This is a genomic window from Pseudomonas sp. NPDC089547, assembly GCF_050280665.1.
In the GTDB taxonomy this organism is placed as follows: Bacteria; Pseudomonadota; Gammaproteobacteria; order Pseudomonadales; family Pseudomonadaceae; genus Aquipseudomonas.
This window is the reverse complement of sequence record NZ_JBNNVS010000002.1, coordinates 190,029-211,527: the sequence shown is the minus strand read 5'-3', so window position 1 is coordinate 211,527 and position 21,499 is coordinate 190,029. Positions and strand designations below refer to the sequence as shown.

Annotated in this window: 17 protein-coding genes and 1 pseudogene; 13 read left to right on the top strand and 5 right to left on the bottom strand. The window is 63.7% G+C overall.

Features of this window, described 5'->3' with window-relative positions:
- Positions 1-22: 22 nt before the first annotated feature.
- Entirely contained in the window at positions 23-2,539 is a 2,517-nt protein-coding gene (locus ACQKPZ_RS02510; protein WP_427535359.1) for an excinuclease ABC subunit A, read from the bottom strand.
- 240 nt (positions 2,540-2,779) lie between these two features.
- On the opposite strand from ACQKPZ_RS02510, the gene ACQKPZ_RS02505 reads away from it, so the two are divergent.
- The 4 genes from ACQKPZ_RS02505 to ACQKPZ_RS02490 all read left to right on the top strand — a co-directional run bounded on the left by ACQKPZ_RS02505 (position 2,780) and on the right by ACQKPZ_RS02490 (position 7,640).
- On the top strand, positions 2,780-3,955 hold the full coding sequence (locus ACQKPZ_RS02505; protein WP_427535358.1) for a M20 aminoacylase family protein: 1,176 nt from the start codon (positions 2,780-2,782) through the stop codon (positions 3,953-3,955).
- Between the two features lie 81 nt (positions 3,956-4,036).
- Positions 4,037-5,347, top strand: a complete 1,311-nt coding sequence (locus ACQKPZ_RS02500; RefSeq protein WP_427535357.1) for a citrate-proton symporter — start codon at positions 4,037-4,039, stop codon at positions 5,345-5,347.
- Positions 5,347-6,801, top strand: a complete 1,455-nt coding sequence (locus ACQKPZ_RS02495; RefSeq protein ID WP_427535356.1) for an amidase — start codon at positions 5,347-5,349, stop codon at positions 6,799-6,801. Before ACQKPZ_RS02500 ends, ACQKPZ_RS02495 begins: the two co-directional genes overlap by 1 nt.
- A gap of 65 nt (positions 6,802-6,866) precedes the next feature.
- The gene (locus ACQKPZ_RS02490) at positions 6,867-7,640 is read left to right on the top strand and encodes an IclR family transcriptional regulator (protein WP_427535355.1); all 774 of its coding nucleotides are present in this window, start codon (positions 6,867-6,869) and stop codon (positions 7,638-7,640) included.
- Positions 7,641-7,755: 115 nt separating this feature from the next.
- Here the strand turns inward: ACQKPZ_RS02490 and ACQKPZ_RS02485 are convergent, their stop codons facing one another.
- Together ACQKPZ_RS02485 and ACQKPZ_RS02480 are read right to left on the bottom strand one after the other, a co-directional pair.
- Positions 7,756-8,667: a LysR family transcriptional regulator gene (locus tag ACQKPZ_RS02485; protein WP_427535354.1), complete on the bottom strand. Its 912-nt coding sequence runs from the start codon at positions 8,665-8,667 to the stop codon at positions 7,756-7,758.
- A gap of 16 nt (positions 8,668-8,683) precedes the next feature.
- Entirely contained in the window at positions 8,684-9,340 is a 657-nt protein-coding gene (locus tag ACQKPZ_RS02480; protein ID WP_427535353.1) for an HAD family hydrolase, read from the bottom strand.
- 92 nt (positions 9,341-9,432) lie between these two features.
- Between ACQKPZ_RS02480 and lexA the strand changes: the two genes are divergently transcribed.
- The 4 genes and pseudogenes from lexA to ACQKPZ_RS02460 all read left to right on the top strand — a co-directional run bounded on the left by lexA (position 9,433) and on the right by ACQKPZ_RS02460 (position 15,168).
- Positions 9,433-10,050: a transcriptional repressor LexA gene (lexA, locus tag ACQKPZ_RS02475; protein WP_391125896.1), complete on the top strand. Its 618-nt coding sequence runs from the start codon at positions 9,433-9,435 to the stop codon at positions 10,048-10,050.
- Entirely contained in the window at positions 10,050-10,670 is a 621-nt protein-coding gene (gene imuA, locus ACQKPZ_RS02470; protein WP_391125893.1) for a translesion DNA synthesis-associated protein ImuA, read from the top strand. The genes lexA and imuA overlap by 1 nt, the downstream gene beginning before the upstream one ends.
- Positions 10,671-10,676: 6 nt before the next feature.
- Positions 10,677-12,094 (top strand): annotated as a pseudogene (locus tag ACQKPZ_RS02465) (Y-family DNA polymerase).
- A complete protein-coding gene (locus ACQKPZ_RS02460; protein WP_427535352.1) occupies positions 12,091-15,168 on the top strand; it encodes an error-prone DNA polymerase in 3,078 nt (1,025 codons plus the stop codon). The pseudogene ACQKPZ_RS02465 and the gene ACQKPZ_RS02460 overlap by 4 nt, the downstream one beginning before the upstream one ends.
- Positions 15,169-15,443: 275 nt before the next feature.
- Here ACQKPZ_RS02460 and ACQKPZ_RS02455 read toward each other — a convergent pair whose 3' ends face one another.
- Positions 15,444-16,265 carry an aldo/keto reductase gene (locus ACQKPZ_RS02455; RefSeq protein WP_427535350.1) on the bottom strand — a complete coding sequence of 274 codons (822 nt, stop codon included), beginning with the start codon at positions 16,263-16,265 and terminating at the stop codon, positions 15,444-15,446.
- Complete coding sequence (locus tag ACQKPZ_RS02450) at positions 16,253-17,158, bottom strand: LysR family transcriptional regulator (protein ID WP_427535349.1); 906 nt, start codon at positions 17,156-17,158, stop codon at positions 16,253-16,255. The genes ACQKPZ_RS02455 and ACQKPZ_RS02450 overlap by 13 nt, the downstream gene beginning before the upstream one ends.
- A 140-nt stretch (positions 17,159-17,298) precedes the next feature.
- Between ACQKPZ_RS02450 and ACQKPZ_RS02445 the strand changes: the two genes are divergently transcribed.
- From ACQKPZ_RS02445 to eppA, 5 genes are all read left to right on the top strand, one after another.
- Positions 17,299-17,997, top strand: coding sequence for a CoA transferase subunit A (locus ACQKPZ_RS02445; RefSeq protein ID WP_427535348.1), 699 nt, complete (start codon positions 17,299-17,301; stop codon positions 17,995-17,997).
- A 35-nt stretch (positions 17,998-18,032) separates the two neighbouring features.
- Positions 18,033-18,689, top strand: coding sequence for a CoA transferase subunit B (locus ACQKPZ_RS02440; RefSeq protein WP_016499568.1), 657 nt, complete (start codon positions 18,033-18,035; stop codon positions 18,687-18,689).
- Between the two features lie 193 nt (positions 18,690-18,882).
- On the top strand, positions 18,883-20,301 hold the full coding sequence (locus tag ACQKPZ_RS02435; protein WP_427535347.1) for a short-chain fatty acid transporter: 1,419 nt from the start codon (positions 18,883-18,885) through the stop codon (positions 20,299-20,301).
- Positions 20,302-20,379: 78 nt separating this feature from the next.
- Positions 20,380-20,922: a helix-turn-helix domain-containing protein gene (locus ACQKPZ_RS02430; RefSeq protein WP_427535345.1), complete on the top strand. Its 543-nt coding sequence runs from the start codon at positions 20,380-20,382 to the stop codon at positions 20,920-20,922.
- 250 nt (positions 20,923-21,172) lie between these two features.
- Positions 21,173-21,349 carry an EPS-associated small membrane protein EppA gene (gene eppA, locus ACQKPZ_RS02425; protein ID WP_284353647.1) on the top strand — a complete coding sequence of 59 codons (177 nt, stop codon included), beginning with the start codon at positions 21,173-21,175 and terminating at the stop codon, positions 21,347-21,349.
- Positions 21,350-21,499 lie beyond the last annotated feature (150 nt).

Below are 21,499 nucleotides of genomic sequence, written 5' to 3'. Positions count from 1 at the left end.
GCCCTGCGGCCCATTGACGGCTTTACAAGGCCTTGGCCAAAAACGCTGCGGTGCGGCTTTGCGCGCAGCCAGCCACCTCCCGGGGAGGGCCACTGGCCACCACCTGGCCCCCGGCATCCCCGGCCCCCGGGCCGATATCGATCACCCAGTCACTTTGCGCCACCACCCGCATGTCATGTTCGACCACCACCACGCTGTGCCCGGCATCGACCAGGCGGTTAAGCTGCACCAGCAGGCGGTCGATGTCTTGTGGGTGCAGGCCGTTGGTAGGTTCATCCAGCACATACAGCGTCACCCCGCGGGCCATGCGCTGCAATTCGGTGGCCAGCTTGATGCGCTGGGCTTCACCGCCGGACAGCTCGGTGGCAGGCTGGCCCAGGCGCAGGTAGCCCAGGCCGATATCCTGCAGCACTTGCAGGCAGCGACGTGCCGCCGGTTGCTCGGCGAACACTTCCAGAGCATGGTCGACAGTCAATTGCAGCACTTGCGCAATGTTCATGCCCTGCCAGGTCACTGCCAGGGTTTGCGGGTTGTAGCGGGCACCATGGCAGGTCGGGCAGGGCGCATAGACGCTGGGCATGAACAGCAATTCGACGCTGACAAAGCCTTCACCCTCGCAGTTGGCGCAACGGCCCTTGGCGACGTTGAAAGAAAAGCGTCCGGCATCGAAGCCTTGCGCCTTGGCCTGCTCGGTAGCGGCAAACAGCTTGCGCACATGGTCGAAAAGGCCGGTATAGGTGGCCAGGTTGGAGCGTGGCGTGCGGCCGATCGGCTTCTGGTCGACCTGCACCAGGCGTTTTATGGTGCCCAGGCCAGCGCTTACCTGTCCGCTGCCGGCCTGTTCAGGTTCATCTTCCAGGCTCTGCTCTTCGGGTTCGCTGCGTTGCTCGGCATGGCCCAGGTGCGCACCAACCAGTTCCAGTAGCGCCTGGCTCACCAGGCTGGACTTGCCCGAGCCGGAAATACCGGTCACGGCAGTGAAGCAGCCCAGGGGGAATTCTGCGCTGAGGTTGACGAGGTTGTTGCGGGTGATGCCTTCCAGTTTCAGCCAGTCCAGGGCCTGGCGTGATGCACGCGTGGCCTGGGCCGTTGCATCGAACAGGTAGGCGCGGGTGGACGAATGCTCGACCCCCGCCAGGCCTGCGGGTGGCCCGCTGTACAAAATGGTGCCGCCGTGCTCACCGGCAGCAGGCCCCACATCCACCAGCCAGTCGGCGCGGCGCATGGTGTCCAGGTCATGCTCAACCACATAGACCGAGTTGCCGGCGAGCTTCAGCCGTTGCAGGGCTTCTAACAAGGCCTCGCTGTCGGCCGGGTGCAAGCCGGCCGAGGGCTCGTCGAGCACGTAGATCACACCGAAGAGCTGCGAATTCAGCTGGGTGGCCAGGCGCAAGCGTTGCAGCTCACCGGAGGACAGGGTCGGTGTGCTGCGCTCCAGCGCCAGGTAGCCAAGGCCCAGGTCAAGCAGCGTATCGATGCGTTCGAGCAGCTCGTTGGCGATGCGCTGGGCGGCCAGGCGTTTTTCCAGGGTCAGGTCTTCCTGCTGCTGCTGCAGGTAGTCCGCTGCCGCTACGTTGCGCAATACCTCGGCCAATGCCTGCAGCGGCAGGTGCGACAGTTCAGCGATATCCAGCCCGGCAAAAGTCACCCCCAGTGCCTCGCGCTTAAGGCGTTTGCCCTGGCACATCGGGCAGGGGCTGGGGCGCATGAACCGGGACACACGCTTGCGCATCTGTGCACTTTGCGAATGCATGAAGGTGTGCAGCACATAGCGGCGCGCGCCCATGAACGTGCCCTGGTAACTGGGCTCCTGCTTGCGTTCGAGGGCGGCGCGGGTCTGCGCCGGGGTCAGGCCGGCATACACGGGGGCGGTTGGGGTTTCTTCGGTGAACAGAATCCAGTCACGTTGTGCCTGAGGCAAATCACGCCAGGGGATATCAACGTCATAGCCCAGCGTCACCAGGATGTCTCGCTGGTTCTGGCCCTGCCAGGCCATCGGCCATGACGCAACTGCACGTTCACGAATCGTCAGCGACGGGTCGGGGACCATGGTGGCTTCGGTCACTTCGTAAACCCGGCCCATGCCATGGCATTGCGGGCAGGCGCCCTGCGGTGTATTTGGCGAAAAGTCTTCGGCATGCAGCATCGCCTGGCCAGCCGGGTAGTGGCCGGCTCGGGAATAGAGCATGCGAATGGAACTGGACAACGTGGTCACGCTACCCACCGAGGAACGCGCACTTGGCGTGCCACGTTGTTGTTGCAAGGCCACCGCAGGCGGCAAGCCTTCGATGGCATCCACGTCCGGCACGCCAACCTGGTCGATCAGGCGTCGGGCATAGGGCGCCACCGACTCGAAATAGCGGCGCTGGGCCTCGGCGTACAGCGTTGAAAAGGCCAGCGAAGACTTGCCTGAACCAGACACGCCTGTGAACACCACCAGTGCATCGCGAGGGATATCGACATCGATGTTCTTCAGGTTGTGCTCGCGGGCCCCGCGCACGCGGACGAAACCGGTCGGGGGCGTTTGGCGTGGGGGCATGGCGCGGTCCTTTGCAGCAATTGAACAGTGCGCCCACGTTAACAGCAAAAACACACTGGAGTCAGCGAAGCAGGCTACGCCAACACGCATGGGTACTTTCGGTTCCACCGTGTGAAACCAGATTAGATTGTGCTTCCAGCCTGCTCGCGGTTACCTGTCGCCAAGCACGACCTGCCTTACCCGTCGTGACCTCAAGGCGAACAACAAGAACGGGAAACCACCCGCGCGAGGAGACTGTACATGTCCCGACATCAGCACATCCGAGCCTGGCTGAACGATGTAGCCAGCGACCTGCACGCTATCAGTCACGATATCCATGCCCACCCCGAACTGGGTTTTGAAGAAAGCCGCACCTCTGCATTGGTCGCCCGGCTGTTGGAGGAGTGGGGCTATGAGGTGCACACCGGCATCGGCAAGACCGGCGTGGTGGGCGTGCTGCGCAATGGCAGTAGCTCACGCCGCCTGGGTTTGCGCGCAGACATGGACGCGCTGCCCATCCACGAAGCGACTGGCGCCGCCTACAGCAGCCAGCACCAGGGTTGCATGCACGCCTGCGGCCATGACGGCCACACCACCATGCTGCTGGGCGCTGCCCGGTACCTGGCGGCAACCCGGCAGTTCGACGGCACGCTTACGCTGATTTTCCAACCGGCCGAAGAGGGCCAGGGTGGCGCCGAGGCGATGCTGGCCGATGGGCTGCTGGAGCGTTTCCCCTGCGATGCGCTGTTCGGTATGCACAACATGCCGGGGCTTCCGGCCGGGCAGCTGGGCTTTCGCGAGGGGCCGATGATGGCCTCGCAAGACCTGATGACGGTTACCCTCGACGGGGTTGGCGGGCATGGCTCGATGCCCCACCTGACCGTGGACCCGCTGGTGGCGGCGGCCAGTGTGGTGATGGCGCTTCAAACCGTGGTGGCGCGCAACATCGATGCCCAGGAGGCTGCCGTGGTTACGGTAGGCGCCTTGCAGGCTGGCGAAGCAGCCAACGTGATTCCGCAACAGGCGCTGCTGCGCCTGAGCCTGCGTGCGCTCGATGCCGAGGTGCGGGCGCAGACCCTGGCGCGGGTGCGGGCGATCATCGTCAGCCAGGCCGAAAGCTTTGGCTGCCGTGCCACCATCGAGCACCGCCCGGCATACCCCGTGTTGGTCAATCATGCAGCGGAGAACGCCTTTGCAACCCAGGTAGGGGTGGAGTTGCTGGGTGCCGAAGCGGTGGATGGCAACACCCGCAAGCTGATGGGCAGCGAAGACTTTGCCTGGATGCTGCAACGCTGCCCGGGCGCCTACCTGTTCATCGGCAACGGCGTGGGGCGGCCGATGGTGCACAACCCGGCCTACGACTTCAACGACGACATCCTGCTGACCGGCGCCGCCTATTGGGGCGCGCTGACAGAGCGCTGGCTCGCGCCCGCCTGACCTTGCGTTTTTACCACTGCCGCTGGAACCCGGGCGCAACCGCGCCTGGGCGATCACCCAATCATCGTGTGGAGTGTTTCTATGCAGAGTTCGAGCACCGGCGTGTCGCGCACCCGGCAGGTTGTGGCTGCCGTCATTGGCAACGCCCTGGAGTGGTATGACTTTATCGTGTACGGCTTTCTGGCCAGCATCATCGCCCGACAGTTCTTCCCGTCCGACGACGAGTACGCCTCGCTGCTGATGGCCTTGGCCACCTTTGGCGTCGGCTTTTTCATGCGCCCGGTGGGCGGTGTGTTGCTGGGGATGTATTCCGACCGCAAAGGCCGCAAGGCGGCAATGCAGATGATCATCCGCCTGATGACCGTGTCCATCGCCATGATCGCTTTTGCTCCCGACTACCTGGCCATTGGCATGGCCGCGCCGATGCTGATCGTGGTGGCGCGCATGCTGCAGGGCTTTGCCACGGGTGGCGAGTACGCCAGTGCCACGGCATTTCTGGTGGAAAGCGCACCCGCGCACCGCAAGGGGCTGTATGGTTCGTGGCAACTGGTGGGGCAGTGCCTGGCGGTGTTTTCCGGAGCGGCGATGGTGGCCCTTGTGACACACCTGTGTTCGCCAGAGGCGCTGGACAGCTGGGGTTGGCGCATCCCGTTCGTGCTCGGCCTGCTGATCGGCCCGGTGGGGCTGTGGATCCGCAAGCACATGGAAGAGCCCGAGGAGTTCGTCGAGGCGCGCCGGCAGGCCAAGGGCCAGTCGCCCAGCCTGTGGCAGGTGCTGCGTGAGCATCGGCGCAGCGTGCTGGTGTCGATGGGGCTGGCCTGTGGCGCGACGGTGTCGTTCTATGTGGTGCTGGTGAACATGCCGACCTTCGCTCACAAGAATCTCGGTTTGCCGCTGGATCAGGTGCTGCTGATACAGATGCTCGCCGTCGGGCTGATGACGGTGGTCATTCCTTTGGCCGGCGCATTGTCAGACCGGGTGGGGCGTCGGCCGGTGCTGATGGCCTTCACTCTGGCGTTTTTCGTGATGGTCTATCCACTGTACATGTGGGTGGCTGCCGCGCCTTCGCTGGAACGCCTGCTGGTGATGCAACTGCTGCTGTGCACGGCCATTGGTGGCTTTTTCGGGCCGGCGCCTACCGCCTTGGCCGAACAGTTCCCGGTCGAGGTGCGCTCTACCGGTGTGTCTGTGGCCTATAACGTGGCGGTGATGGTGTTCGGCGGCTTTGCCCCGTTGATCGTTACCTGGCTGAGCAAGGTGCTCGGCACCCCTGTGGCACCGTCGTTCTACGTGCTGTTCGCCTGCTTGCTGACACTGCTGGGCACTTATTGCCTGAAAGAGGCCCCCCGAGCGGGCAAGCCTGCCGCCTTGAACCTTGGAGTAAAACCGTGATGCCCCTAGCCATCGACCCCATCGTTGCCCTCGATGCCGAGGCCTTGTCCCAGGCCATCCATGCCCGGCAGGTATCGTGCCGGGAGGTGATGCAGGCCTACCTGGCGCATATCGAGCGCTACAACCCGCACGTTAACGCGCTGGTGTCATTGCGCCCGGCTGAGGCGTTGCTGGCCGAGGCTGATGAGCGTGACCGTGAACTGGCCCGTGGTCACTCGCGCGGCTGGATGCACGGCATGCCGCAGGCGATCAAGGACCTGGCGGCCACTGCCGGGCTGCGCACCACCCTGGGGTCGCCGCTGTTAGCCGAACAGGTGCCCGAGCATGACGCGATCAGCGTGGCGCGGGTGCGGGCGAGCGGGGCGCTGATTGTTGGCAAAAGCAACGTGCCCGAGTTCGGCCTTGGCTCGCAAACCTACAACACCCTGTTCGGCACCACCACCAATGCCTACGACCCACAACGTGTGGCCGGTGGCAGCAGTGGCGGCGCGGCGGCCGCGCTGGCCATGCGCCTGTTGCCGGTGGCTGACGGCAGCGACATGATGGGCTCGCTGCGCAACCCGGCGGCGTTCAACAATGTGTTCGGCCTGCGCCCGTCGCAGGGCCGCGTGCCTCATGGGCCTGCGCCAGAGCTGTACGTGCAGCAGCTGGCCACCGAAGGGCCTATGGGGCGTAGCGTGGTGGATGTGGCGCGGCTGTTGTCGACCCAGGCGGGTGTTGATGCGCGGGTACCGCTGTCACTGAGCGAGGGCCGCCGCGATTTTGCCGCAGGGCTTGAGCGTGACTTGCGCGGCGTGCGGGTTGGCTGGCTGGGCGATTACAACGGCTACCTGCCGATGGATGACGGCGTGATGAGCTTGTGCGAATCAGCACTGGCCGATTTCGCCGAACTGGGTTGCCGGGTGGAGGCTTGCCAGCCGGCTTACGACCCGGCGCGCTTGTGGCAATGCTGGCTGACCCACCGCCACTTCCTGGTGCATGGCAACCTCGGTGCCGCCTATGCCGACCCAGCCAAGCGTGCATTGCTCAAACCTGAAGCACAGTGGGAAGTGCAAGGTGGCTTGCACCTGAGCGCCGCTGCGCTGTACCAGGCCTCGCTGGACCGCAGCGACTGGTACCGTGCCTTGGCCGACTTGTTCGAGCGTTACGACTACCTGCTGTTGCCGTCGGCCCAGGTGTTCCCTTTCGATGCAAAGCAGGCTTGGCCCACGGTCGTCGGGGGGCGGGCGATGGACACCTACCACCGCTGGATGGAAGTGGTGATCGGCCCGACCCTGGCCGGTCTGCCAAGCATCAGCATACCCATCGGCTTCAACAGTGCCGGGTTGCCCATGGGCCTGCAAATCATAGGCCCGGCCCAGGCCGACCACGCCGTGTTGCAACTGGCGTATGCCCATGAACAGCTCACCCGCTGGGTCGAGCGGCGCCCGCCAGCTTGCCTGCTGGCTTCATGAAGTCACTGGGCAGGCGCGGTTCTTGCTGGTTATGCTGACCATCCAGCTACAAGGAGGTCATACCCATGGGCATCACGGCAGACAGTGGCGGCGTGCGTTCGGTTGAGCGGGCGCTGGCCATCGTCGACCTGCTCGGCGAGCACCAGGCACTGGGCCTGGAAGAACTGCATTATCTGACTGGCCTGCCCAAGGCCACAGTGTCGCGCATGCTGGCAACCTTGCAGGAGCAGGGTTGGATCTACCGTGGCCTTAGCGACCGGCGTTATCGCCTGTGCGCGCGACGCCTGTTCGGTGACCGGCAGATGCGTTTCAAGCGGCGCCTGGTGGAAAGTGCTGCACCTATGCTGCTGGAGCTGAGCGAGCGCACTGGGTTGGTGGTGGACCTGTCGTGTTTCGACGGCGAGCGGCTGGAGGTAATGGAGAGCGCCATCCCCCATGTGTTGCGCAAGCGCTATCCGCATACCTGCCAGATCGTCGGGCACCATGCCAGCCTGTTTCACTCGGCGATGGGGCGGGCATGCCTGGGAGAGTTGGCGGGGGATGAAGTGCAGCGTCTGGCGGCCGATCAGCGCCTGGGCGATGACACGCTGCTGCGTGATATCGAGGAGGAAGCACACAAGGGCTTTGGCCAGCGAACCGAAGGGCACTGGGAATACCCGGTGCGCTTGCCGTTCCTGATTCGCGCCATTGCGCTGCCGGTGCATGCAGAAGGGCGCCTGGCCGGGAGTATTGCCTTGCACTGGCCGGTGGACCAGGCGCCTGTCGAGCGGGTGCTGAACCTGCACCTGAGCAGCCTGGCCACCACAGTGGGCGATGTGCAGCGGGCCATGATGGCTTGAGCTTTCCTGTACCGGCCTCTTCGCAGCACAAGGCTGCTCCTACAAGTATCGCGCACTCGTGTAGGAGCAGCCTTGTGCTGCGAAGAGGCCCGGTATCGGCAGGCCGCACGGCAGCTTAGCGCTCCAGGCTGTACATCCGGCACTCTGCCAGCAGCGCCAGCAGGTTCGGCTCCCGCTCCCGCGCTTTCAGAAACACCACGCCGATATGCTGCTGCAAGCGATATTGCGGCTTCAAGGCAATCAGCCTGACGCGGTTCTCATACACCGCCGCGATACGCCCAGGCAGCAGGGCAAAGCCCACGCCCGAGCTGACCATGCTCAGCAGGGTGAAGATATCGTTCACCTGCATGGCCACTTTCGGTTCGAAGCCGGCCTGCTGGAACACCCGTGCGCCATCGCGGTGGGTGGCAAAACCCTGGGTCAGGGTGATGAAGGTGGAGTCGGCCAGGTCGGCCAGGTCCACCTCGGCTTGCCCGGCGAAGGGCGAGTCAGTGGGGACCGCGAGAAAGATGTCGTCAGAAAACAACGGCAACTGCTCGCAAGCCGGGTCGCTGGCGCTTTCATCGAGTGAAACCAGAATGGCCTCCAGCTCGTGGTTTTTCAGGCGCTGCAGCAGGTCGACGTTGGAGCCCAGGGTGAGGTCGATGTTCAGCTCGCTACGGCGCAGCTTCAGGCCCATGACCAGTTTGGGCACGGTTTTTACCGTTAGCGAATAGAGCGCACCCAAGCGGAAGCGCTCGGCATAGAACCCGGCGGCTTCGCGGGTCTGGCGCACCATCTGCTCGGCGTCCTGGATCAGTTGCCGGGCTTTCTTCTCCAGCACGTAGGCGCTTTCCAGCGGGATCAGCTGGCGGCCTTCGTGCTTGAACAGTGGGCAGCGCAGGGCACTCTCCAGCGAGTGGATGGCGCGGTGCACGCTGACGGCGCTGGTGGACAGTTCGACGGCCGCACGGCCGAGGTTGCCGGTGCGCATGAAGGCAAGGAAGGTTTCCAGCTTCTTGAGGGTCAGTTCTTCGTCGATGAGCATGGGCAACCTTCAAGGGTCATTGGGTGGGCTCGATCAACGCCCACAATGCCGGGTCATTGAAGTCATTCACTACCAACTTCGCCCCCGCCGCCAGCAACCGCTCCGGCGTTTGGGTGGTAGCCACGCCCACGGTGAATATCCCGGCACCACTGGCCGCTGCAACACCCGGTAGCGAGTCCTCAAAAGCCAGCGCCTGCCCGGCTTCGGCACCCAGCCGTTGCAGCCCGGTGAGGTAGGGCAGAGGGTCCGGCTTGGGGCGCGCCAGTTCTTCGGCCACCAGCACATGCTCGAACCGCTGGGCCAGGCCCATGGCGCTCAACATGTGCTCGGCGTTCAGCCGCGGCGCGTTGGTCACCACGCACATGCCCATAGCCTTGGCCTCGGCATGGGCCAGCAGACGCAACAGCCCTGGCATCGGCTCCAGCTGCGGCGACATGTCCCGGAACAGCGCTTCCTTGCGGTCGGCCAATGCCTGGCACTGCTCGGCACTGGCCTCTGTGAACAGTTCGGCGAACAACTCGCCGTTGGCGCGGCCGCTTACCTGGGCATCGAACTGCGCCTGGCTCAGCTCGCGGCCGTCATGCTCACGCAGCAGTTGGCGAAAAGCCTGCAAGTGCAGGGTGTCGGTGTCGGTCAAGGTTCCGTCGAGGTCGAACAGCAGCGCAGTCAGCATGGGATATCCAGATCAGAAAAACACGAGCCAGGGGATGATAACCAAAGCTGGCGACAAGGGGGGCTGTTCAGCGTGCTCCGAAAGGAGTACAAATGTGCTCCATGGACAATCTTACTCCCAAACGCCGCGCCATTTTCGAGTTCATCCGTGAGCGCATTGCCGATCATGGCCAGCCCCCCAGCCTGGCCGATATCGCCACACGCTTCGGTTTTGCTTCGCGCAGCGTAGCCCGCAAGCACATCACCGCCCTTTGCCAGGCTGGCTATATCGATGTCACGCCCAACCAGGCGCGGGGCATTCGCCTGGCCGAACCGTTACGTCGGCCGGAAATTCTTGAAGTCCCGGTGTTGGGCCAGGTAGCCGCTGGCGCCCCCATCGGCCCGGATCTTGATATCCACGAACAGTTGCTGCTCGACCCAAGCCTGTTCCGCCGTACACCCGACTACCTGCTTAAAGTGCGCGGCGACTCGATGATCGACGACGGCATCTTCGACGGTGACCTGGTCGGTATCCTTCAGCAGGCCGACGCCCGCGACGGCCAGATTGTGGTTGCGCGCCTGGACGGCGAAGTGACCATCAAGCGGCTGCAACGCCAGGGCAGCAATTACCGGCTGTTGCCACGCAACCCGGCCTATGCGCCCATCGATGTGAAGCCTGAACAGGAATTCTTTATCGAAGGCGTGTTCTGCGGCTTGCTGAGGCGCGACTGATGGGCGCGGTGGTCGATCTCGACAGGCTGCTCGACCAGCGCCGTGTATGGCGCGGGCGGCAGGCCCAGGCCCGGCCACTCGGGTTGCAGCCTACCGGGCATGCCAGCCTTGACGAGCGCCTGCCCGAAGGCGGCTGGCCGGCAGCGGCACTTAGCGAACTGTTGTTGGCCAGCCCCGGTTGCGGCGAACTGCAACTGCTGTGGCCAACGCTGGCGCGGCTCAGTGCGCAAGCCAGCCGGCTAGTGCTGGTGGCGCCGCCCTTTATTCCATACGCCCCTGCGTGGCAAGCGGCAGGCGTGGACCTGCGCTGGCTGGTACAGGTGGATGCCGAGCCTGCCGATGCCCTGTGGGCTGCCGAGCAGTGCCTGCGCTCCGGCAGCTGCGCAGCGGTGCTGTGCTGGCCTGAGCGTGCTGATGACCGAGCCCTGCGGCGTTTGCAGGTTGCTGCGGAAACCGGCCAGGCGCTGGCCTTTGCCTGCAGGCCCCATCAAGCGGCGCACAACCCGTCGCCAGCCGCATTGCGCATTGCCATCGACACACGTCCCGCGCAGTGGCGTGTGCTGAAAAGCCGGGGCGGCATGCCACCAGCGCTGCCCATCGCCTGCTCAGGGCGGGGCTGATGCACCATGCTCTGGGCCTGTATCCTGCTCCCTCAGCTGGCGCTGGACACAATCCTGCGTGAGCGTGACGACCCCGACACACCCTTGGCGCTATTGGGTGGCCCTACCCAGCGTCGGGTTCTGCAAGCAGTCAACCCGGCAGCAGCTGCACTCGGGTTGCGGGCAGGGCAAACCCTGACGGCAGCACGCGCCCTGGCCGATGGTTTCGCGTGTGTCGAAGCCGACCCCGGGCGTATCGAACAGGTACAGCAATTGCTGGCGGCCTGGGCCTATCGCTTCAGCGCCCAGGTCAGCCTGCATTACCCACGTGCGGTGCTACTGGAGGTGGGCTCCAGCCTGCAGCTGTTCGGTCCCTGGCCCTTGTTCGAGGCACGCTTGCGCCAGGAGCTTGCAGGCCTGGGCCTGCGTCACCGTATCGTCATGGCCAGCAATCCGGTGGCGGCACGCATGCTTGCCAATGGGCATGATGGCCTGGCCGTGGGTGATGCCGACGCCACCCGTGCAGCGCTGTCAGGCATGCCCATCACACGTATCGGTTTGCCGGCCGAGGCCGCCGAAGCCTTCAACCGCATGGGTTTGCGCCAGCTTAGCCAGGTGCTGGCCTTGCCGCGTGATACGTTGGCCAGGCGCTTTCCGGCCCAGGTACAGCTGCACCTCGACCAGCTACTCGGCCTGCGCAATCCGGGGCTGGACTTCTACCTGCCACCGGACCGCTTCGAGACCCGGCTGGAGCTGAACTTCGACGTCGAGTCGCATCAGGCGCTGTTGTTCCCGCTGCGGCGCATGCTCAACGACCTTGCGGCGTTTCTGGCCGGGCGTGACTGTGGTGTGCAACGCTTTTGCCTGCATCTGGAGCATGCCGATGGGCCGGACACCCTGCTCAAGGTAGGCCTGCTGGCAGCCGAGCGCGATGCCGGCATGCTGTTTGAACTGGCCCGGGGGCGCCTGGAGCCGCTGCGCATTCCTGCTCCCGTGCGCAACCTGCGGCTGGTGGCTGACGACCTGCCACCTTTTGTGCCGCAGCACCAAGCGCTGTTCGACCCACGTGCGCAACAGGCGCAGCCTTGGGAGCAGCTGCGCGAGCGGCTGCGCGCTCGCCTGGGGGACACCGCCGTCAAGGGGCTGACCGCGGCAGCCGATCACCGCCCCGAATGTGCCTGGCAACTGGCGGGCAGGGTGCTCAAGGCAACATGCCGGTTGCCCCGGGCAGCCGTCCAGGCTGGCTGCTGCCGGCGCCGGTAGCGCTGGATGATGCCGGCTACCAGGTACACGGCCATGCCGAGCGGATTGAGTCAGGCTGGTGGGATGGTGGCGACGTACGCCGCGACTACTACCGTATCGAAACCCGTGATGGCTTGCGGGGCTGGGCCTATCGCGACCTGGGCCAGGCCGGCCCTATGTGGCTGCAGGGCTGGTTTGCATGAACACCCCGGGTTATGCCGAGCTGCATTGCTTGTCCAACTTCAGTTTCCAGCGCGGTGCATCGAGTGCCGACGAGCTGTTCCGGCGAGCACGTGACCAGGGTTACCAGGCCTTGGCGATCACTGACGAATGTACCCTGGCCGGGATCGTCCGGGCCTGGCAGGCTGCCAAGGTGCACCAACTGCGGCTGATCGTAGGCAGTGAGGTTCAACTCCAGGACGGCCCCAAGCTGGTGCTGCTGGTAGAGAACCTGGCCGGCTACCAGAACTTGTGTGCGCTGATCACTCGGGCTCGGCGGCGAGCACGCAAGGGCGAGTACCAGCTGCTTCGCGATGACCTGCAGCACTCTGATGGCCTGCTGGCGTTATGGGTCGCCGATGACCACAGCGATACGGCCACTGGCGCGTGGCTGCGCAGCGTGTTTGGCGAGCACCTGTGGCTGGCCGTGCACCTGCACCGTGGCAGTGACGATGGTATGCGCCTTCAACGCTTGCGAAGCCTGGCGGCTGAAGTGGGTATTCGCGCCGTGGCCTGTGGCGATGTGCACATGCATGTGCGTGGCCGCCGTGCCTTGCAGGACTGCATGACCGCCATCCGCCAGCATTGCCAGGTGGCAGAAGCCGGTCGCTTTCTGTTTGCCAATGGCGAGCGCCACCTGCGCAGCCAGGCACAATTGGGCGAACTCTATCCCGCCGACCTGCTGGCCGAGACCCTGGCCATTGCCGAGCGCTGCCAGTTTGACTTGAGCGAGCTGAAATACCAGTACCCCCGCGAACTGGTGCCTCAGGGCCATACCCCGGCGAGCTGGTTGCGTGAGCTGTGCGAGCAGGGCTTGCCGTTGCGCTGGCCTGATGGGGCCAGCGGCAAAGTGCGTGACGTGCTGGCCAAGGAGTTGGCGCTGATCGAGGAGCTTGGCTACGAAAGTTATTTCCTGACCGTGCATGACATCGTCGCCTTTGCCCGCAGCCAGCGCATTCTCTGCCAGGGCCGCGGTTCGGCAGCCAACTCGGTGGTGTGTTTCGTGCTGGGTATCACCGAACTGGACCCCATGGAACACCGCTTGTTGTTCGAGCGCTTCTTGTCGCGAGAGCGTAACGAGCCACCTGACATCGATGTGGACTTCGAGCACGACCGGCGCGAAGAAGTGATCCAGTACGTGTTCAACCGCTATGGCCGACACCGTGCGGCGCTGACTGCGGTAGTCAATACCTACCATGCAGCGGGTGCCGTGCGGGATGTGGCGCGCGTGCTGGGTTTGCCGGCGGACCAGGTGGATGCCCTGGCCAAATGCTGTGGCCGCTGGAGCGACCGTATTCCCGATGACCAACGCCTGGCAGAAGCCGGCTTCGAGGCCGGCAGCCCATCGTTGCGGCGGCTGCTGGTACTGGCTGGCGAACTGATCGGTTTCCCCCGGCACTTGTCGCAGCACCCGGGGGGCTTCGTCATCTCCCAGCAACCACTCGACCAACTGGTACCGGTGGAAAACGCTGCCATGGTGGAGCGCACGGTGATCCAGTGGGACAAGGACGACCTGGACATGGTCGGCCTGCTCAAGGTCGATGTGCTGGCACTGGGCATGCTAAGTGCCTTGCGCCGTTGTTTCGACCTGCTGCAACGCCATCGCGGCCAAGCACTGACACTGGCCTCGATCCCCGGCGAGGACCCGGCCACCTACGCGATGATCAGCCGGGCAGAGACCATGGGCGTGTTCCAGATCGAGTCGCGTGCGCAGATGGCCATGCTGCCCCGGCTGCAGCCCAGGACCTTCTATGACCTGGTCATTGAAGTGGCGATTGTGCGCCCTGGGCCGATTCAGGGCGACATGGTGCACCCCTACTTGCGCCGGCGCCTGAAACAGGAGCCCGTGACTTACCCCTCACCGCAGCTCAAGGACGTCTTCGAGCGTACCTTGGGTGTACCCCTGTTCCAGGAGCAGGTGATGGAGCTGGCCATGGTCGCGGCCGACTACACGCCGGGCGAGGCCGACCAGCTACGCCGCAGCATGGCCGCCTGGAAGCGCCACGGTGGCCTGGAACCCCACCGCGAACGGCTGGTGCAAGGCATGCTGCGCAATGGTTACGAGCTGGCCTTTGCTGAACGCATCTTCGAGCAAATCAAAGGCTTTGGCAGCTATGGCTTCCCGGAGTCGCACGCAGCCAGCTTTGCCTTGCTGTGCTATGCCAGCAGCTGGCTGAAGTGCCATGAACCGGCCATCTTCACCTGCGCATTGGTCAATAGCTGGCCCATGGGGTTCTACAGCCCCGATCAGTTGCTGCAGGAGGCTCGTCGCCAGGGTATCGACGTGCGCCCGGTGGACGTGTGCCACAGTGGCTGGGACTGCACCCTTGAACCAAAGGCAGGAGGGGCGCTGGCCATTCGCATGGGCCTGCGCCTGGTGCGCGGCCTGGCCGAAGCCGATGCCATACGCCTGGAGCAGGCGAGGGCGCAGCGGCCCTGGCGTGATGTCGAAGACCTGTGCCTGCGTGCCGGGCTCGACGCCCGCGCCCGCGCTCGGCTGGCTGATGGCGGGGCGTTGCGGGCCTTGGCCAGCGATCGGCACCAGGCACGTTGGCAGGTAGCAGCGGTACAGCCGCAGTTACCCCTGTTCGCTGAGGTGCAAGCAGCGCCTGAACTACCCGTGAATCTGCCTGTACCCACCGTGGCTGAGGACCTGGTGGCCGATTACCAGACCCTGGGCACCACGCTCGGGCCGCATCCGCTGGCCCTGTTGCGCTCGCGCCTGCGGGCGCTGGGGTGTCGGAGTTCGCTGGAGTTGCAGGGTGTCGAGCATGGCGACAACATTGCCGTGGCTGGCCTTGTGGTAGGGCGCCAACGGCCACAGACTGCCAGCGGCGTGACCTTCGTGACCCTGGAAGATGAGCACGGAATGGTCAACGTGGTGGTGTGGCGGGATTTGGCCGAACGGCAGCGGCGGGCGCTGGTGGGGTCGCAGTTGCTCAAGGTCAGCGGGCGACTGGAGCAGGAGGAAGGGGTAAGGCACTTGATTGCGCGGCGGCTGGAGGATGTGAGCCCATTGTTGCAGGGGCTGGATGTGCGCAGCCGGGACTTCCATTAATTCCCCGGTCCTTGCGCGGATCGCTCTGGGAGCAACTGTCTTGTTTAAAATATTAAAGCTCGCGCAATCTCTGTGGGAGCGGGCGAGCCCGCGAACACCGGCAAAGCCGGTGCCATCCACTGCGTTGCCTGTTTCGCGGGCGCGCCCGCTCCCACAGGAACTGTGCTGGCTTCGAGTTAGCACTATGCCTGTGGGAGCGGCTTTAGCCGCGAACACCGGCGCAGCCGGTGCCATGCAACACGTTGGAGTCTCGCTGGTGGTTTACCGTCTGCTTGTCACACCATCGCCAGCCGCTGCTTGCGCGCAGGCGCCGGGAACGCCCGGTCAATCGCCCGCAGGTCTTCACGGGTCAATGTCAGCGAGCCCGCAGCCGCATTCAGCCGCACATGTTCAGGCTCCACCGCCTTGGGAATGGCGATCACGCCATCAGTACGGGTTACCCAGGCCAGGCTGACCTGGGCCGGAGTGGCGCCATGGCGCTCGGCGATTTCTGCCAGTGTCGGGTGCTGCAACAAGCGCCCAGCCTGGGCCAGCGGGCAGTAAGCCATGGTCGGCAGTGCGCGCTTTTCGCTCCACGGCAGCAGGTCGAACTCGATGCCGCGCTGGGCCGGGTTGTACAACACCTGATTGGTGGCACAGTCAGGGTTGTGCAGCTCACGCAGGTCGTCGACGTCGAAGTTGGACACGCCCCAGCGCTTGATCTTGCCTTGCTCGCGCAAACGCTCGAAGGCTTCGACGGTTTCTTCCAGCGGGTGCTGGCCACGCCAATGCAGCAGGTACAGGTCGATGCAGTCGGTGCCCAGGCGCGTGAGGCTGCGCTCGCAGGCGGCTGCCATGCTGCGAGAACTGGCATTGTGCGGGTAGACCTTGCTGACCAGAAAAACCTGGTCGCGGCGCCCGGCAATGGCCTGGCCGACTACCGCTTCCGCGCCGCCTTCGGCATACATTTCGGCAGTGTCGATCAGGCTCAGGCCCAGCTCGATACCCTGTTGCAGGGCCGCCACTTCGGCAGCCTTGCGGCCTGGGTCTTCACCCATGTACCAGGTGCCTTGGCCGATAGCCGGAACACTCGAACCTGCCAGTTTCACGTAACGCATGTCACCTCCGGGGGGCGGGTGTTGGAAAGCAGAACCTCAAGCAGCGCCTGCGCTGCCGTGGAAAGCTTGTGTTCGCTGAGGGCAATCACGCCGATACGCCGCTCGACCGTGGGCTCGACCAGGGTCACGCAGCGGGCACCCAGCTCCTGCATCTGGCTGATGCACAGCGCCGGTACGGCACTCACCCCCAGGCCGCTGGCAACCATGCGGCCAATCGTTGCCAGCTGGTGGCTCTCGAAGGCCACCGTCAACTTGCCGTGCTGGGCAGCCACATTCTGCTCCATCAACAGGCGTACCGCCGAAGGGCGTTGCAGGGCTACGAAGTCTTCGGCCATCAATTGTGCCCAGCTGACCTGGGGCTGCAGTGCCAAGGGCGAGTCTGCGGGTACCACCGCAACGAAACGGTCCATGTACAAAGGGTGAAAGTGCAGCCCATCGATGTTGTCCGGTTCAAAGCCGATGCCCAGTTCGACGCGACGATGGCGTACCAGTTCCAGCACTTGTTCGTTGATCACGTCATGCACGGTGACGTTGACCTTGGGGTAACGTTGGCGAAATACCTTGAGCGAGTGGGGCAGCAGGTTGCCGGCGAAAGCCGGCATGGCCGCCACCGCCACCCGGCCCAGTTGCAGGGTGAAGCGCTGGCGCAGCATTTCTTCGGTATCGTCCCAATCGGCCAGCAGGCGCCGTGCCAGCGGCAACAGTACCTCGCCTTCGGCGGTCAGGCTGACGCTGCGTGTGGTGCGGCTGAGCAGGGCGCCGCCCAGGTTTTCTTCCAGGGCCTTGATGGTCAGGCTCAGCGCCGGTTGCGAGACATGCAGGTGCTCACCGGCCTGGGCGAAGCTCTGGTACTTGGCCACGGCGACAAAGGCACGCAGTTGCTTGACGTTCATGACAGGCCTATTGTTTGTTTTGCAAAAGTTATCAATCGATGACGAAAACAAAATTAACAAATCAGTCGCTTGCGGTGAAGATGTCTGCACACGCTCACCGACAGCCTCGTCGGTTCAACAACTACAAAAGGCGGATCAGCATGGCCGGACTGGACAAGCGCGTTGCAACCTATGAACAGGCCCTTGAAGGCCTGACCGACAACATGACAGTACTGGCCGGTGGTTTTGGCCTGTGCGGCATCCCGGAAAACCTCATCAGCGAAATCAAGCGGCTTGGCGTCAAGGGCCTGACCGTGGTCTCCAACAACTGCGGCGTCGACGGCTTTGGCCTGGGCGTGCTGTTGGAAGACCGGCAGATCCGCAAGATGGTCGCCTCCTATGTGGGCGAAAACGCCGAGTTCGAACGCCAGTTGCTCAGCGGCGAACTGGAGGTGGAACTGACCCCGCAGGGCACCCTGGCCGAGAAGATGCGCGCTGGCGGCGCCGGTATCCCGGCGTTCTACACCGCCACCGGTTACGGCACCCCGGTAGCCGAGGGCAAGGAGGTGCGCGAGTTCAACGGGCGCAAATACATCCTCGAAGAATCCATCGCCGGTGACTTCGCCATCGTCAAGGGCTGGAAAGCCGACCACTACGGCAACGTGGTGTACCGCAACACCGCGCAAAACTTCAACCCGCTGGCAGCCACCGCCGGCAAGATCACCGTGGTCGAAGTGGAAGAGATCGTCGAGCCTGGCGTGCTGTTGCCCAGCGAAATCCACACCCCGGGCATCTACGTGGACCGTGTCATCGTCGGCACCTTCGAAAAGCGTATCGAAAAGCGCACCGTCAAGGCCTGAGCGCCCTCCACCAGAACAACAAAGAGATCCTGACCATGGCACTCACCCGCGAACAGATGGCACAACGCGTTGCCCGTGAACTGAAGGACGGCTACTACGTCAACCTGGGCATCGGCATTCCTACCCTGGTGGCCAACTACGTACCCGCCGATATGGATGTAATGCTGCAGTCGGAAAACGGCCTGCTTGGCATGGGCGAATTCCCCACCGAAAGCACCCTCGATGCCGACATGATCAACGCCGGCAAGCAAACTGTCACCGCGCGCCGCGGCGCCTCGATCTTCGATTCGGCCCAGTCGTTCGCGATGATCCGTGGTGGCCACGTCGACCTGACCGTGCTGGGGGCTTTCGAGGTAGACGTGCAGGGCAACATTGCCTCGTGGATGATCCCCGGCAAGCTGGTCAAGGGTATGGGCGGTGCCATGGACCTGGTGGCTGGCGCCGAGAACATCATCGTCACCATGACCCACGCCTCCAAGGACGGTGAGTCCAAGCTGCTGGCGCAGTGCAGCCTGCCCCTGACCGGCGCCGGCTGCATCCGCAAGGTGCTGACCGACCTGGCCTACCTGGAAATCGAAGACGGCGCTTTCATCCTGCGCGAGACCGCACCCGGTGTGAGCGTTGAGGAAATCATCGCGAAAACCGCCGGCAAGCTGATCGTGCCGGATGATGTGAAGGAAATGACCTTCTAAGGCACCCGTTATCCACTGCCCCTGTAGGAGCGGCCTTGCGTCGCGAAAGGCCTGCAGAGCAGCCCCACGATTCCGGTATCAACGCTGAGATCGTGGGGCCGCTCTGCGGCCCTATCGCGACGCAAGGCCGCTCCTACAGGGTTTTTGCGTTTTTGCTGATTTAGCCGATAAAACCAATAAAAGGAATTGAACTGTGGCCGCTGAAATCCAAGACAGCCGCTCCGCCCGCTTTGCCTTGCGCTGCTCCAACTGGGCCGAACGCTGGTTCCCCGATTCCTGGGTCTTCGCCGCCCTGGCCGTACTGCTGGTGTGTATCGGTGCCCTGGCCATGGGGGCCAAACCGACCGACACCGCCAAGGCCTTTGGCGATGGCTTCTGGAGCCTCATCCCGTTCACCATGCAAATGGCCTTCGTGGTTATCGGCGGTTATGTGGTGGCCAGCTCGCCACCTGCTGCACGGTTGATCGACCGCCTGGCACGCATCCCCGGTAATGGCCGTTCTGCGGTGTGCTGGGTGGCGCTGATCTCGATGCTGGCGTCGCTGCTCAACTGGGGGCTGTCGCTGGTATTTGGTGGCCTGCTGGTCCGCGCCCTGGCCCGGCGCACCGACTTGAAGATGGACTACCGCGCAGCCGGTGCTGCAGCTTACCTGGGCCTGGGCGCCGTGTGGGCATTGGGCCTGTCGTCATCGGCAGCGCAACTGCAAGCCAACCCGGCCAGCCTGCCACCCTCGATCCTGTCGATTACCGGCGTCATTCCATTTACCGAAACCATCTTCCTTTGGCAGTCCGGCGTGATGCTGGGGGCGCTTGTGGTGGTTTCGCTGGTGATCGCCTACGCCACGGCCCCAGGCCCGAACAGTGCACGTAGCGCCGAAGACTGTGGTGTAGACCCCAGCTTCACCGCGCCACCCACACCGCAGCGCACCCGCCCGGGGGAGTGGCTGGAACACAGCCCCATTCTGATCCTGATGCTGGTAGCCCTTGCCGCTGGCTGGCTGTACCAGGAGTTCGCCACCAAGCCGGCGATTACCGCCATTTCTGGCCTGAACACCTACAACCTGCTGTTCATCATGCTCGGTGCCTTGCTGCACTGGCGGCCGCGCAGTTTTCTTGACGCCGTTGCGCGTGCGGTGCCGACCACCACCGGGGTGTTGATCCAGTTCCCGCTGTATGGCTCGATCGCGGCCATCCTCACTCAGGTGAAGGGTGTGGATGAACAGACCCTGGCCCATCACATTTCGCTGTTCTTCACCCAGATCGCCACGCATGACACCTATGCCGTGCTGATGGGCGTGTATTCGGCAGTGCTGGGCTTCTTCATTCCTTCGGGTGGGGGCAAGTGGATCATCGAAGCGCCCTATGTGATGCTGGTGGCCAACGACCTGCAGTATCACCTGGGCTGGGCGGTGCAGATCTACAACGCTGCCGAAGCCTTGCCGAACCTGATCAACCCGTTCTACATGCTGCCGCTACTGGGTGTGTTGGGGCTGAAGGCGCGCGACCTGATCGGCTTTTCGTTCGTGCAGTTGCTGGTGCATGTGCCGCTGGTTCTGGTGTTGCTGTGGGCATTGGGTACAACGTTGCAGTACGTGCCCCCGGTAATGCCGTAGCCCAACGTGGGCCTACAGGCTTGGCGGCAGCCGTCAGATGCGTATCATGGCTGCCTCAGCCTGGGAAACCTGCTTCACATGTCTATCCGATTGAAACTGCTGCGAAAGAAACTGGGGATGACCCTGGAAGTGCTGGCCGAGAAGACCGGCATGACCAAAAGCTACCTGTCCAAGGTGGAGCGCGGCCTCAATACCCCCTCGATCGCCGCCGCGTTGAAACTGGCGCGGGCGTTGAACGTGAATGTTGAAGAGCTGTTCGCTGAAGAACAGGTTGGCCAGAGCCGCTACAGCCTGGTGCGCCATGGCGAACGCCAGGCCTTGGTGGGGGATGGGCAAGGGCCGGGCTACGCGGCCCTCACCAGCCAGATCGGGCAACGCAGCCTGTTGCCGTTCCTGATCCAGCCGCCGTCCGAGTTCAGCGACCCCACCTTCAAGGAACACCAGGGCGAGGAGTTCCTGTTCGTGCATGCCGGCCAGGTGGAAGTGGACTTCATGAGCGAACGGGTACTGCTGGAGCAGGGCGATGCCTTGCATTTCAACGCCCAGACACCGCACCGCCTACGCTCGGTGGGTGCCCAGCCGGCGCAATTGCTGGTCGTGGTTCACCACGCAGAAGAATGAATAGACCGGGGGGCAAGCACGGCTCCCCACCGTTCTCAGCCCTGAAACGCAGGCCGCATCAACCCGCAAGCCCTTGCATAATTTGCATGTCGATATTTTGACGAATCTGCCCATCGCCCATTGAATTTTATTATGGTGTCGGATCATTGACGTAGTGTCATTGTGCCCATAAGCTCAAGTCAACAGCGAAACAACTCCCGCCGTAACACGCAAATAACTAATTGATTATCCTGAATTTTTGGAGGGGCGTATGCGCACGACTCTGATTATCAAATCGATGTTTTTGCTCGTGCTGCTGAGTGGTGCTGCGCGCGCCGCAGATTCGTATGTAAATCAAAACAGTATCATTCCTGTTTCAACCGCAGGCTGGTTGATGGCATTTGCCGTAGTTGGCTTTGTGCTGGTGGCCAATAGAAGAAAGATCTGAGGTCTGACCAGCCCACCCGTAAGTAGATACTGGTTGTCGCAAGCCCGGGGCCCGGCTTGTGAATTTCCCAGCCGTTGCTATATTCCCAGTAGCCCAAGAAGGCCCAGGTTTGCAGGGCGTTGCACCCAGGTTACAGCGTCAAGGCAAAGG